The organism is Halomonas sp. PBN3, assembly GCF_000475415.1.
Lineage (GTDB): Bacteria > Pseudomonadota > Gammaproteobacteria > Pseudomonadales > Halomonadaceae > Halomonas > Halomonas shengliensis.
In genome coordinates this window covers 1-13,176 of sequence record NZ_AXCA01000100.1, presented here as the reverse complement: position 1 = coordinate 13,176, position 13,176 = coordinate 1, and the positions used below count along the sequence as shown (strand labels likewise).

The window sequence follows — 13,176 nt, the reverse complement described above, 5'->3', positions numbered from 1 at the left end:
TTTGCCGGGGGATACTTACTCTTGTTGCCACCGATATCGAAGACATGCTGTCGGCCGACCTTGTCGGTGGCGGGAAACAGCGCCTTCATCTCGGCAAAGCTGCCGGGTTCGCTCGACTTCATTAGCCGATACCAGGCATCCAGGGAAGAGGCGGCCTGGGGCCATTTCTGCTTGGCTTCCCAGATGCGTTTCTGGGTGATGACATGCATAACGGCTGCTCTATCGCATTATGCGATAAATAGTAGCCGTCCACGTATCATGTGGCAAGGTTGGCAGGTCGTCCATGGACAGCTACATGGCTTGCGGTCCACCCTCTGAGGGTCACGCCATCTTCACAGGAGCCCTGCCATGAGCGATACCCCGAAGGATTCCCGCCGCCGCCACTCCGCCCCGGTGGTGGATGGCCCCGGCAAGGCGGCCAGCCGCGCCATGCTGCGTGCGGTGGGCTTCACCGACGAGGACTTCAGGAAGCCCCAGGTGGGCATCGCCTCCACCTGGAGCAACCTCACCCCCTGCAACAGCCATATCGACGAGCTGGCCCGCCACGCCAGCGACGGCGCCGACGCCGCCGGCGGCAAGGGAGTGATCTTCAACACCATCACCATCTCCGACGGCATCGCCAACGGCACCGAGGGCATGAAGTACTCGCTGGTGTCGCGGGAGGTGATCGCCGACTCCATCGAGACGGTGGCCGGCTGTGAGGGCTTCGACGGCCTGGTGGCCATCGGCGGCTGCGACAAGAACATGCCGGGCTGCCTGATGGGCCTGGCGCGGCTGAACCGCCCCAGCGTCTTCGTCTACGGCGGCACCATCCTGCCCGGCAAGGGCCACACCGACATCGTCTCGGTGTTCGAGGCCATGGGCGCCCACAGCCGCGGCGACATCGACCTGATCGAGCTCAAGCAGATCGAGGAGACGGCGATCCCCGGTCCGGGCTCCTGCGGCGGCATGTACACCGCCAACACCATGGCCTCGGCCATCGAGGCGCTGGGCATGAGCCTGCCGGGCAGCTCGGCGCAAAACGCCGTCTCCAGGGACAAGCGCGAGGACTGCGAGGCGGCGGGGGCGGCGGTGCTCGAGCTGCTGGCGCGCGACCTCAAGCCCTCAGACATCATGACCCGCGAGGCCTTCGAGAATGCCATCACCGTGGTGATCGCGCTGGGCGGCTCCACCAACGCGGTGCTGCACCTGATCGGCATGGCCCGCACCATCGGGGTGGAGCTGAGCCTCGAGGACTTCACCCGCATCGGCCGGCGCGTGCCGGTGGTGGCGGACCTGCGCCCCAGCGGCCACTACATGATGAGCGAGCTGGTCGCCATCGGTGGCATCCAGCCGCTGATGAAGACCCTGCTCGATGCCGGCCTGCTGCACGGCGACTGCCTGACGGTGACCGGGAAGACACTCGCCGAGAACCTGGCGAGCGTTGCTCCCTATCCCGACGACCAGCGGATCATCGCGGCGCTGGATCGCCCGGTGAAGACCGAGAGCCACCTGCGCATCCTGCACGGCAACCTGGCCCCCGAGGGGGCGGTGGCCAAGATCACCGGCAAGGAGGGCACGCGCTTCTCCGGCACCGCTCGGGTGTTCGGCTCCGAGGAGGAAGCCCAGGCGCGCATCAACGACGGCACCGTGGTGGCCGGCGATGTGGTGGTGATCCGCTACGAGGGGCCGCGGGGCGGGCCCGGCATGCGCGAGATGCTCACCCCCACCTCGGCGATCATGGGCCGAGGGCTCGGCAGCGAGGTGGCGCTGATCACCGACGGGCGCTTCTCCGGCGGCAGCCACGGCTTCGTGGTGGGCCATGTGACGCCGGAGGCCTTCGACGGCGGCCCGCTGGCGCTGGTGGAGGATGGCGACCGCATCACCATTGACGCCGAGGCCGACACCATCGACGTCGACCTCACCGACGAGGAGCTGATGCGCCGCCGCGCCGCCTGGCGCCAGCCGGCGCCGCGCTACACCCGCGGCGTGCTGGCCAAGTATGCGCGCCTGGTCAGCTCGGCCAGCACCGGGGCGGTGACCGACGCCGTCGAGTGACCCCGCACCGCGGCCGATGGGGGAGCCCCCTGCGCCAGCGCCCCGCCGGGAAACCGGCGGGGCGCTGTGCCATCGGGATGAGGGCCGCCGAGGGTCAGGCGTCGAGCCGGGTCACCCGGATCGGCATGCCCTGGCGCACGGCGGCGCCGCTGATGGGTTCGAGCCAGGTGCCGTCGATACTGCGGGTCGGGTCCTTGAAGCCCAGGTCGTTGATGTTGATGCCGGCGCGCAGCCACTCGAGGTCGGGCTGGGACTCGCCGTCGATCACGTGGGGGGTGGCCCCCAGGTCGCGGTGGCCGTAGCCGTGCTCGATGCCCAGTGCGCCGGGCATCACGCCTTCGCCGACCAGTGCCAGGGCGACCACGCTGCCGCCGGGGCTCTCGATGCGGATGGTATCGCCGTGCTGGATGCCAAAGCGCTCGGCGTCCTGGCGGTGCATCATCACCGGGTTGTAGGGCTTGATCATGCGCAGCCGCTCGAGACCGATGGCGTAGGAGTTCATCAGGTTGGACTTGAACGAGAACGCCAGCAGCGGCCAGTCCTCCTCGGTGAACACCTCACGCATGGCTCGACCGTCGGCCAGCGGCGGCAGGGCATGGCGCGGCACGCCACGGTTGGGCTCGCCGGTCTGGGTGTTGATGCTGGTGCCCACCTGCTCGTTGTAGACGCACAGGGTGCGTTTCCAGGCGCTGGTGAGGTTCTCGCCCTTGAAGTGGTCCTTGAAGTCCTCGAAGCGACCGCCGCGGGCGTAGAGGTAGGCCACCGGGCCGCGCTCCTCGGGCTTGAGGGTGCGCTCCAGCCTGGGCAGCAGCGGGGCCAGGCCCGCGTGGGCGATGTCGCTCTCGTCGGCCGCGGGCAGCGGCTCGCCCTGCATGGCCACGTTGGCGGCGGCGCGCAGGAAGAAGTCCTCGGCACGGTTGAGCGGGTGCAGGTTGCCGTCGGCGTCGGGGATCGCCTCGTCGCCGAAGCCCGGCAGCCCGAGGCGCTTGGCGGTGGCGATGAAGAAGCTCTCCATGGAGACCGGCTCGCCTTCTTCGGTCTTCTGCTGGCGTGGCTCCACCACCGGCCAGCAGGCGGTAGTCATCTTGCCCAGGGTGCCCTTCCAGGAGCCGGTGAAGCCCCACACCTCATACATCACCGAGTCCGGCACGATGTAGTCGGCGTAGCGGTTGGTCTCGTTGAGGAAGCCGTCGACGGCGACGAAGAGCCCCAGGCGCTTCGGGTCCTTGAGCTTGTCGGCGATCAGCCCCTCCAGGCCCGCCTGGCCGTAGATGGGGTTGGCCATGCAGCCGATCACGGCCTTGATCGGGTAGGGGTAGCCGTCCAGCGCCGAGGGCAGATGCTCGGTGAGGGTGGGCGGCGCCAGCGAACGCCAGGGGGCGCGGGCCGGGTAGGGGTTCTCGCCGGCGGACACCTTGCGCTGGTACTCGGAGGACTTCTCGTAGGGGAAGCGCGAGCGGGAGAGGAAGACCCCCTTGGGGCCGCGCTTGCCAGGGAAGTTGGCCAGGTCGTAGCGGGGGCCGGTGCCGACGCCGTTGAACTGGCCGCCGCCAGCGGCGCTGCCGCCCTTGCGGTTGTGGTTGCCGGCCAGCACGTTGAGCATCTGCATGCCGAAGGCGGCGTAGAAGCCGTTGCCGGACATCATCCCGCCATGGGAGTTGGTCACCGCGCGGCGGCCGTGGCTGGCGAAGCGGGTGGCCAGGTCGACGATGGTGGCCTCGGGGATGCCACAGTGCTCGGCATACTCGGCCAGGGTGTATTCGTTGGCGGACTCGCGCAGCAGGGTCAGGCTGCTCTTGACCCGTACGGTCTCGCCAGGCCCTTCTGAGGAGCCGACGAGTTCGACGTCACGGTCAACGAACAGCTCGGCGGCCATGACATCGGTGCTCTTCGCCAGTTCGCCGTCAGCCACCACCATGGGCACGTCGGCGTCGCTGTCCGCCTCGGCCAGGCCCAGGTCGCTGGTGCGCAGGAAGCGGCCGCGGCGCGGGTGCGCATCGTCCGTGATCACCAGGTGGCTGGCATTGGTGTGGGTCGCCTCGCCGGCGGCCTCGGCGGCGGGCTGGCCGGGAAGCTCCAGGAACGCCTTGGCGTAGCCCTCGTGGTCGAGCAGCCACTGGATCATGGCCATGGCCAGGGCGCTGTCGGTGCCCGGACGGATCGGCACCCAGCGGTTGTGGTCGGCGGCGTGGGAAGCCGAGGCGTTGAGGCCCGGGTCCACCACCACATACTCCAGGGTGCCTTCGGCGCGCGCCTGGGCGATCAACCGCCCCTGGCGCTTGAAGGGGTTGCCGGCCTGGCTGGGGGCGGTGCCCACGTAGAGGATGAAGCGGGCGTTCTGGATGTCCGGCTTGGTGTGGGCATTCTTGGCCAGGTCATTCATCACCGCCCCCGAGCCCATGCGATAGGCCAGGCCGCAGTAGGAGCCGTGGTGGCCGTAGTTGCGGGTGCCGAAGGCGTTGAAGGCGAAGCGCTTGAGCAGCGCGGAGCGGCCGTAATCGGTGGCCTCCATCACCATCAGCTGGTTGGCCTTCGGGCCGTACTCGGGGTTCTCCGGGTCGATGGGGGTATCGACGTCGTGGATGGCGCGCAGGCCATCCACATGGCCCTCGCCGAACAGGTCGCCGCCCTCGCAGATCTCCTCGATGACCTGCTCGAAGGGCACCTTCTCCCATTCGCGGCTGCCGCGCCCGCCGACCCGCTTGAGGCAGTGGGTGACGCGGAAGGGGCTGTCGATCTGCGCCATCATGGCGTTGCCGCGGGCGCAGGCGGTGGAGCGGTTCTGCTGGCCCTGGTCGCCATAGGCGCTCAGCCCGCGCAGGGCCTCGACCACCGGGGTGCGCATGGGCAGGTGCTCGTCGGAGGAGAGCGGGTTGTAGGGGTTGCCGGAGACGCGCAGCACCTGGTCGGTGGCATTATCGACGCGCACCCGCACGCCGCACTTGGTGGTGCAGCCGTAGCAGACAGTAAAGGCCACGCGCTGGTCGGGGTTGAGGGTCAGCTCGCCGCTCTCGGGGTCGACGGTGTACTCCGGTGCCAGGGAGTTGCCGTGGATGCGGTGCTCGGGCTTCTCGCCGGCGCTGCCGGTGACGCCCTTGGCCATCTTGACCAGCGGGTCGGAGTAGCCGGCGGCGAAGGTGGCGGCACCGCCGGCGGCGGCGGCGCCCTTGAGGAAGCGGCGACGTGAGGTGTCGGGTGACTTAGCCATGACGGAGGGCTCCTTCGACGTCAGGATGTTCGGGGGAGGCGTCGGCGGCGCTGCCGCCCTGGGCGGCCTGGCGCCACGGCACGAAGAGGTCGATCAGCAGGATGGCGGCGAGCCACAGGCCGAAGGTACCGACGATGCCGAGGATGCCGGACGAGCCGGCGGGGATGCCGTAGTGGTGGAAGCCGGCGCTGTGGCGGGCCACGGTCTGCACGTCCATCAGCACCACCCAGCGGAACATCCAGCCGACGTGCAAGGCCACCAGGCCGAGCACCCAGGCCCAGGCGTAGAGTGCCGGGCGGCGTGAAGCGGGGCGAGTGAGCAGGTAGAGCACGGCGCCGAACAGGACCAGGCCGGTGAGGCCACCCCACAGGGCGGTGCTGCGCCACTCGGCGCTGTCGCGCACGGATTCCATTGCCGCGGCCACGGAGCCGACGTTGGCATTGATGCCGTCGAGGAACCAGCTGCCGGCGACGAGTCCGGCCACCAGGCAGGCCCCCAGCATCACCTTGAGCATCTGCCGACTGACTGTGGTGCTGCGCTCACCGGCCACGCGGTTGAGCACCAGGATCAGGCCGGTGGCGGCGATGAAGCCGGTGGCCACGAACATCGGCGGCAGCCACACCGTGTGCCACAGCGGGCGGGCCTTGACGATGGCCACCTCGGCGCCGGTGTAGAGCATGATGCCGGTGGAGAGGGCCAGGGTACCGAGGCCCACCAGCACCACCAGGGCGCGCGGGGTAGGGGCGTCGCCCAGCGACAGCCAGCGGGCCACGAAACCGGCGATGCCGGGGGCCTGGCGATGGGCCTGCAGCGCCGGACGCCAGGCGAGCCAGGCCAGCACGATCACGCCCACCACGTAGAGGGGCAGCACCAGGCTGCCGACGGACATCCAGGAGTGGCTGTTGGCGTAGGCGTAGAAGTGCCAGAAGCGCAGTGGCTGGTGCAGGTCGGCGAGCAGGGCCACCGGTGCCACCAGGGTGGTGGTCAGGCAGGCGAGCAGCGCCAGGCGTGCGGTGGGTAGCCAGGCTTTCCTGCCGAACACCAGCGCCGGGGCAGCCAGCCACAGGGTGGCGTAGGAGAGTGCGATCATGAAGAAGTACTGCACCGCCCAGGGGTACCAGGCGATGTCGTAGCGCGGGGCGAGCAGCTCAATGGCGGAATTCATAGCCCATCTCCTGGCCGTGGGGATCGAGGACTTCCAGGGCGACCGGCTCGGCGTCGGGGCGAGTCACGAAGCGCTCGTCCATGCCGAGGTAGAAGACCTGGGGCAGGGTGTTCTTCTCCGGCTGCAGCACCATCAGCTCGTCGCGGTGCTCGGCGATCATGCGGCTGATCTGGCTCTCCGGATCACGCATGTCGCCGATGATCCGCGCGCCGCCCACGCAACTCTCCACACAGGCCGGCAGCAGGCCGGCTTCCAGCCGGTGGGCGCAGAAGGTGCACTTGTCGGCGGTCTGGGTGCGCTCGTTGATGAAGCGGGCGTCGTAGGGGCAGGCGTTGACGCAGTAGGCGCAGCCCACGCAGCGGTCGCTGTCGACCACCACGATGCCGTCCTGGCGCTGGAAGGTGGCCTCCACCGGGCAGACCGGCACGCAGGGCGGGTTCTCGCAGTGGTTGCACAGGCGCGGCAGCATGAAGGTGGCGACCTCACCGGTGTCCTGGTGCTCTACCTCGTACTGGGAGACGGTGGTGCGGAAGCTGCCCAGCGGGGCGGCGTTCTCGATATGGCACGACACGGTGCAGGCCTGGCAACCGATGCACTGGCGCAGGTCGATGAGCATGCCGTAGCGCTTGCTGGGATCGCCTTCTCGACGGGGGGGCTGCTGGTTGATGCCGGCGCTGGCAACGCTGGAGAGCGGTATCAAGGCGGCACCCGCACTGAGGCGGGCCAGCTGGCCGAGAAGGGTGCGGCGAATGGGGTCCATGGCGCCTCCGGTGGCCTGGGTGGGGCGGAATCGTCCGCGCATTCAAGAGGTAAATCTGATACCGGAAGGCTACCTGCGACCAAGGTATATGGCCTTGATGTCGGTCAAGAGATTGTTAGCAAGCGCTTAATGCTCGCGTAATGATGTGCAAGCCAATGAATATCTGGGTTTTTTCGGCGAGTCGGCAGGACAAAAAACGCCCTGCCGGCGGGGCAGGGCGTTCGCTGTTCGGGGCGCGTTGCGTGATGCGTGGCCGGGTGGCCTAGTGGGTGGCCCCCTGCTGCTCGATGGTGCGATGCACGAGGCGTAGCTCATCGATGGAGAGGTGCTCCAGCTTCCCCGCGAGGAGGTCGCTGATCTTCTGCATCGGCAGCCCGGCGCGGCGAGCGATCTCGCGGCTGCCGAGGTCTGACACGGCGATCAGCCGGGTCACGATGCGCATGAGGCGTGTACGTTGTTCCAGGTCCCTGACGTCGAGGTCAGGGCTGCTTCGCGGGGGGTCAAGAAGTTCCGCGGATCGGGACTGTCGTGCCGTGCTCATGATGCTCCATTGGGCGGTTGCGACAAGCACACTATGGGGGCTCTTCGGTGTTTTTGCCAGTCTCGATTGCATGCGGCTTTGGTGGCAGGCAGAGTGCCACCAGGCGTGCAATATCCTTCACGCTGATCGTGTCGACCGAGGCCCGTCACGAGGGGGTGCCAACCCTTGTAGTAGCTGGGCCGGCGGCGGGGCGTCGACCAATGTCTAGCATTAAGAATTTCGAACAACCTTGCCGTATGGTGCCTCTTTTCCTATTTTGTCGATGTTGCGTGAAAACAAAGTTTTTAGGATAAAACGACAACGATCGAGGATCATATGACCCAAGATGCCACGACCTCTCAAGGCCAGCTGACGCGCGTGCTGGCCCGCAAGGATGTCCTCGCCCTGGCGTTCGGCGCCATGATCGGCTGGGGCTGGATCGTGCTCACCGGCAGCTGGATCCAGTCCGCCGGCAGCCTCGGGGCGATCACCGCCTTCCTGATCGGCGGGCTGATCATCGTGCTGGTGGGCCTCACCTATGCCGAGCTCGCCTCGGCGATGCCCCAGGTGGGCGGCGAACACGTCTACAGCTACCGTGCCATGGGGCACTTCGCCTCCTTCCTGTGCACCTGGGCCATCACCCTGGGCTATGTGAGCGTGGTGGCCTTCGAGGCCGTGGCGCTGCCCACGGTTGTGGAGCACCTCTTCCCGAACTATGCGGTGGGGCACCTGTGGACCATCAACGGCTGGGAGGTGAAGGCCACCTGGGTGGCGGTCGGCGTGGCCGGCTCACTGGCCATGATGTGGATCAACTACATCGGCGTGCGCACCGCTGCCCTGGTGCAGAAGGTGGTGACCCTGCTGATCCTGGCGGTGGGCATCCTGTTCATCACCGGGGCCCTCTTCCAGGGCAGCACCGCAACCATGCAGCCGCTTTTCAGCGTCGAGGAGGGCGTGATGGGCGGCATCATGACGGTAATCATCATGGTGCCCTTCATGTTCGTCGGCTTCGACGTGATCCCCCAGGCCGCCGAGGAGATCAACCTGCCGTTCCGCGAGATCGGCCGGGTGCTGATGATCTCGGTGATCCTGGCGGTGTTCTGGTACGCCTTCATCATCCTTGGCACCTCGCTGATGCTCGACCCCGAGGCGCTGGGCGCGAGTTCGCTCGCCGTGCCGGATGCCATGCAGGCGGCCTTCCAGGCGCCCTGGGCCGGCAACCTGATGATCATTGCCGGTATCGCCGGCATCATCACCAGCTGGAACGCCTTCTACATCGGCGGCTCCCGGGCCATCTACGCCCTGGCGCACTCTGGCATGCTGCCCGCCTGGCTGGGCAAGCTGCACCCGACCTATCGCACGCCCACCAACGCCATCCTGGTGATGGGCATCCTCTCCGCCATCGCGCCCTTCTTCGGTCGCCCGGCGCTGGTGTGGCTGGTGGTGGCCGGCGGGCTCGGGATCGTCATCGCCTACCTCTTCGTGTCGCTCTCCTTCGTGGTGCTGCGTCGCCGTGAACCGGAGATGGAGCGCCCCTTCAAGGTGCGCCAGGGCAAGCTGGTGGGTGCCCTGGCGGTGCTGCTCTCCCTGGGCCTGACCGCCATGTACCTGCCGGGCAGTCCCTCGGCGCTCTCCGCCATCGAGTGGGTGATCTTCGCCGGCTGGATGGGGATCGGCCTGGCGCTCTACGCCTGGTCCCGCGCCCGCTATGGCACTGCCTACAGCGACGGCATGATGCAGCGCGAGCTGGCCGGGGCGGACCCCTACCAGGGCCACTGAGCCTCGCCAGCCCCGTCGTATCGCCTCGAACCCCGGCCCTTGCGCCGGGGTTCGGCGTTTCCGGGCGCGCCGTGCCGTGGCTCTGCTTCGCCGGGTGGCACGGGTGCCATGTTTGTCAATTATACATCTTAATGTCGATGAAATTTAAAAATGTAGATATTTTTAACGGGCAAGCCCACAAGACCCGGAGACCCTGACATGACCGTGCTGACCCAGCTTCCCGATACCGCCATGCCGCTTCCCGCCGACATCCGCGGCTTCACCCTGGCTCCTTCCGCGGCGTCGCCGCGGCTGCTGCAGCTGACGATCTCCCGCGACGTGGTCGAGGCCTTCCTCGCGGCCGTGGCCGAGTGGCCGGTGCAGGCGCTGGAGTACAAGTCGATGCTGCGCTTCCGCGTGGCGAAGGTGCTCAATGACCTGTGCGACAACACCCTGCAGCCGGTGCTGGTGAACACCTTGGTGGATCGCGCCACCGGGGGCTTGCAGGTGGTGCCGGAGGGACTGGATCGCGTCGAGCAGGCCGACGACATGGTCAAGCTGGCCACCGCGGTGGCGCACCTGATGGGGCGCTCCAACTTCGATGCCATGAGCGGCCAGTTCTACGCGCGCTTCGTGGTCAGGAACGTCGACGACTCCGACAGCTACCTGCGCCAGCCGCACCGCGTGATGGAGCTGCACAACGACGGCACCTTCGTCGAGCAGGACACCGACTACGTGCTGATGATGAAGATCGACGAGCAGCACATGGAGGGCGGCAACTCGCTGCTGTTGCACCTGGATGACTGGGAGGACCTGGCGCGCTTCTTCGCCGATCCGCTGGCCCATCGGCCGATGCGTTGGAGCGCGCCGCCCAGCAAGAACGTGGTGCGCGACGTCTTCCACCCGGTGTTCGACGTCGACCGCGAGGGGCGCCCGATCATGGCCTACATCGACCAGTTCGTGCAGCCCAGGGACTTCGAGGAGGGCAACTGGCTGTGCGACCTCTCCACGTCGCTGGAGGGCAGCCCGGCGATCCTCTCGGTGCCCAACCCGGTGGGCAGCTTCCTGCTGATCAACAACCACTTCTGGCTGCACGGTCGCGACCGCTTCACCCCCCACCCGGAGCTGCGCCGCGAGCTGATGCGCCAGCGTGGCTACTTCACCCACGCCCGCACGCTGCGCGCTCCCGCCCGGGCGTGAGGTGACGGCCGCCGTCGCGGCCGTCAAGATAGCCTGTCCGGCCACGCCGATGGCGGCGTGGCCGTTGCCTTTACCAGCCCGTTCCCGGGTCAAGCAGAGGGGTGACATGCACGACTTCATCATCATCGGCGGCGGCATCCTGGGCATGTCCACCGCCATGCAGCTCAAGCAGGCCTATCCCGACAGCAAGATGCTGTTGTTGGAGAAGGAGACTGGCCCGGCCCATCACCAGACCGGCCACAACAGCGGGGTGATCCACGCCGGGGTCTACTACACCCCGGGCAGCCTCAAGGCGCGCTTCTGCCTGGAGGGCAATCGGGCCACCAAGGCGTTCTGCGACGAGCACGGCATCGCCTACGACACCTGCGGCAAGCTGCTGGTGGCCACCAGCGAGCTGGAGATGGAGCGCATGCAGGCGCTGTGGGAGCGCACCGCCGCCAACGGCCTCACGCGAGAGTGGCTCTCCGCCGGGGAGCTGGCCGAGCGCGAGCCCAACATCACCGGGCTCGGCGGGATCTTCGTGCCCTCCAGCGGCATCGTCGACTACGCCGCGGTGACCCGGGCCATGGCCGCCGAGTTCGAGCGGATGGGCGGGGAGATCCGCTATGGCGCCGAGGTGACCGCGCTGGAGGAGCGTCGCCAGGAGGTGGTGGTGGGCAGCGGCGCCGGGACCTTTACGGGGCGCTACCTGGTGAGCTGCTCGGGGCTGATGGCCGACCGGGTGGTGCGCCTGCTGGGCCAGGAGCCCGGTTTCACCATCTGCCCCTTCCGCGGCGAGTACTACCGGCTGCCGGAGAAGCACAACGCCATCGTCAACCACCTGATTTACCCGATTCCCGACCCCGCCATGCCCTTCCTCGGGGTGCACCTGACACGGATGATCGATGGCTCGGTCACGGTGGGCCCCAACGCGGTGCTGGCCTTCAAGCGCGAGGGCTATCGTCGGCGCGACGTGTCCCTGGGCGACATGGCGAGGATGTTCAGTGACCCCGGCATCCTCAAGGTGCTGGGGCGCAACCTGCGTCCGGGCCTCACCGAGATGAAGAACTCGCTGCACAAGCGCGGCTACCTCGAGCTGGTGCGCAAGTATTGCCCGAGCCTGACGCTCGGGGACCTCGAGCCCTATCCGGCCGGGGTACGCGCCCAGGCGGTCTCCCGCGACGGCAAGCTGGTGGACGACTTCCTGTTCGTCAACACGCGGCGCACGGTGAACGTGGGCAATGCCCCGTCGCCGGCGGCCACCTCGGCGCTGCCCATCGGGGCCCATATCGTCGACAAGGTGCGCGAGATGGTCGCGGCGTGACGGCCGCGACCATGGTGGCATTGCTGAAATTCTCGAAAAACGTAGAAATCATGGTGTTCGTCTCTCACGCAGCCCGCGTGCTAGCTTGAGTCAAGACGTCGACCACGGCGTCGACAACGACAATACCCCAACTGGTTCCAGGACCGGAGGAACGCCATGAAAGCCATGAAGTATGCCGTCGCCGCCTCGCTGATCGCGACGGCCCCGCTGGCCGTCGCCCAGCAGCAGCTCTCCGTCGCCACCGGCGGCACCGGCGGCACCTACTACCCGCTGGGCGGTGGCCTGGCGGAGATGATCGGCAAGCATATCGAGGGCTATGAAGCCGTCGCCGAGGTCACCGGCGCCTCGGTGGAGAACATGGGGCTGGTGTGGCGCGGTGACTCCGACCTCGCCCTGGCCCTGGCCGACACCGTCCACCAGGCCTACACCGGCACCGGCGACTTCGAGGGCCGCCAGCTCGAGAACATCCGCGCTCTGGCCTCGGTCTACCCCAACGCCGTGCAGATCGTCACCCTGGCCGACTCCGGCATCGAGAGCCTCTCCGACCTCGAGGGCAAGGTGGTCTCGGTGGGCGCACCCGGCAGCGGCACCGAGCTCAACGCCCGCGCGCTGCTCGAGGCCAATGGCATCACCTACGACGATATCGACCCGCGCCGCCTCAACTTCAACGAGACCGCCGACGCTATCCGCGACGGCGACATCGACGCCGGCTTCTGGAGCGTGGGGCCGCCCACCAGCTCGATCATGAACCTGGCGACCACCCGCGACATCCGTTTGATCGGCCTTTCCGACGAGGAGGTCGCCAATGCCCGCGAGGCGGTGCCGGTATTCGCCCCCTACGAGCTGCGCGCCGGCCTCTACGAAGGCATGGAAGAGGGCGTGCAGAGCATCGGCATCCCCAACGTGCTGGCGGTGAGCAGCGAGATGGACGAGGAGCTCGCCTACCAGATCACCAAGATGCTCTTCGAGCGCACCGACGAGCTGATCGAGGTGCACCCGGCGGCCAACGACACCACCGTGGAGTTCAGCGTCAACTCCACCCCGATCGCCTTCCACCCCGGCGCGCTGCGCTACTACGAGGAGGTCGGCGCCGAGGTCCAGGATCACCAGCGTCCTGAATGATGCGTGACACGCGCCACCTGGCAGGGCGGGCCCGGCTGCCCGCCCTGCTGCTGTGTGCGGGCCTCGTCCTGGCCGGTCCCGTGGCCGGCCAGGACGAGGCCCG

General features: G+C 67.9%; 10 protein-coding genes. 5 read left to right on the top strand and 5 right to left on the bottom strand.

From position 1 onward, the window contains the following. On the bottom strand, positions 1-209 hold a 209-nt coding region (locus Q673_RS23690; RefSeq protein WP_023005142.1), incomplete at its 3' end, for a type II toxin-antitoxin system HigB family toxin. A gap of 139 nt (positions 210-348) precedes the next feature. Here Q673_RS23690 and ilvD point away from each other — a divergent pair. Further along, entirely contained in the window at positions 349-2,037 is a 1,689-nt protein-coding gene (gene ilvD / locus Q673_RS23685) for a dihydroxy-acid dehydratase (RefSeq protein ID WP_023005141.1), read from the top strand. A gap of 94 nt (positions 2,038-2,131) precedes the next feature. On the opposite strand, the gene Q673_RS23680 is transcribed toward ilvD, so the two are convergent. From Q673_RS23680 to Q673_RS37080, 4 genes are all read right to left on the bottom strand, one after another. Continuing rightward, complete coding sequence (locus tag Q673_RS23680; RefSeq protein ID WP_023005140.1) at positions 2,132-5,245, bottom strand: molybdopterin-dependent oxidoreductase; 3,114 nt, start codon at positions 5,243-5,245, stop codon at positions 2,132-2,134. Then, positions 5,238-6,410, bottom strand: a complete 1,173-nt coding sequence (gene nrfD / locus Q673_RS23675; protein WP_023005139.1) for an NrfD/PsrC family molybdoenzyme membrane anchor subunit — start codon at positions 6,408-6,410, stop codon at positions 5,238-5,240. The genes Q673_RS23680 and nrfD overlap by 8 nt, the downstream gene beginning before the upstream one ends. Beyond that, positions 6,394-7,170, bottom strand: coding sequence for a sulfate reduction electron transfer complex DsrMKJOP subunit DsrO (gene dsrO / locus Q673_RS23670; RefSeq protein WP_023005138.1), 777 nt, complete (start codon positions 7,168-7,170; stop codon positions 6,394-6,396). The genes nrfD and dsrO overlap by 17 nt, the downstream gene beginning before the upstream one ends. 262 nt (positions 7,171-7,432) lie before the next feature. After that, the gene (locus Q673_RS37080) at positions 7,433-7,711 is read right to left on the bottom strand and encodes an XRE family transcriptional regulator (RefSeq protein WP_031217745.1); all 279 of its coding nucleotides are present in this window, start codon (positions 7,709-7,711) and stop codon (positions 7,433-7,435) included. 315 nt (positions 7,712-8,026) lie between these two features. On the opposite strand from Q673_RS37080, the gene Q673_RS23665 reads away from it, so the two are divergent. From Q673_RS23665 to Q673_RS23650, 4 genes are all read left to right on the top strand, one after another. Continuing rightward, positions 8,027-9,469 (top strand): APC family permease, encoded by a 1,443-nt coding sequence (locus Q673_RS23665; RefSeq protein WP_023005136.1) that lies wholly within the window; start codon positions 8,027-8,029, stop codon positions 9,467-9,469. Between the two features lie 198 nt (positions 9,470-9,667). After that, positions 9,668-10,648, top strand: a complete 981-nt coding sequence (gene glaH / locus Q673_RS23660; RefSeq protein WP_023005135.1) for a glutarate dioxygenase GlaH — start codon at positions 9,668-9,670, stop codon at positions 10,646-10,648. A 106-nt stretch (positions 10,649-10,754) separates the two neighbouring features. After that, positions 10,755-11,951 (top strand): L-2-hydroxyglutarate oxidase, encoded by a 1,197-nt coding sequence (lhgO, locus tag Q673_RS23655; RefSeq protein ID WP_023005134.1) that lies wholly within the window; start codon positions 10,755-10,757, stop codon positions 11,949-11,951. A 156-nt stretch (positions 11,952-12,107) separates the two neighbouring features. Further along, on the top strand, positions 12,108-13,073 hold the full coding sequence (locus Q673_RS23650; RefSeq protein ID WP_023005133.1) for a TAXI family TRAP transporter solute-binding subunit: 966 nt from the start codon (positions 12,108-12,110) through the stop codon (positions 13,071-13,073). The last annotated feature ends 103 nt before the right edge of the window (positions 13,074-13,176 follow it).

Bases quoted from the DNA above. Each gene is read 5' to 3' on its own strand.
- ilvD (WP_023005141.1), top strand. From the start codon at position 349: ATGAGCGATACCCCGAAGGATTCCCGCCGCCGCCACTCCGCCCCGGTG.
- Q673_RS23680 (WP_023005140.1), bottom strand. From the start codon at position 5,245: ATGGCTAAGTCACCCGACACCTCACGTCGCCGCTTCCTCAAGGGCGCC.
- nrfD (WP_023005139.1), bottom strand. From the start codon at position 6,410: ATGAATTCCGCCATTGAGCTGCTCGCCCCGCGCTACGACATCGCCTGG.
- dsrO (WP_023005138.1), bottom strand. From the start codon at position 7,170: ATGGACCCCATTCGCCGCACCCTTCTCGGCCAGCTGGCCCGCCTCAGT.
- Q673_RS37080 (WP_031217745.1), bottom strand. From the start codon at position 7,711: ATGAGCACGGCACGACAGTCCCGATCCGCGGAACTTCTTGACCCCCCG.
- Q673_RS23665 (WP_023005136.1), top strand. From the start codon at position 8,027: ATGACCCAAGATGCCACGACCTCTCAAGGCCAGCTGACGCGCGTGCTG.
- glaH (WP_023005135.1), top strand. From the start codon at position 9,668: ATGACCGTGCTGACCCAGCTTCCCGATACCGCCATGCCGCTTCCCGCC.
- lhgO (WP_023005134.1), top strand. From the start codon at position 10,755: ATGCACGACTTCATCATCATCGGCGGCGGCATCCTGGGCATGTCCACC.
- Q673_RS23650 (WP_023005133.1), top strand. From the start codon at position 12,108: ATGAAAGCCATGAAGTATGCCGTCGCCGCCTCGCTGATCGCGACGGCC.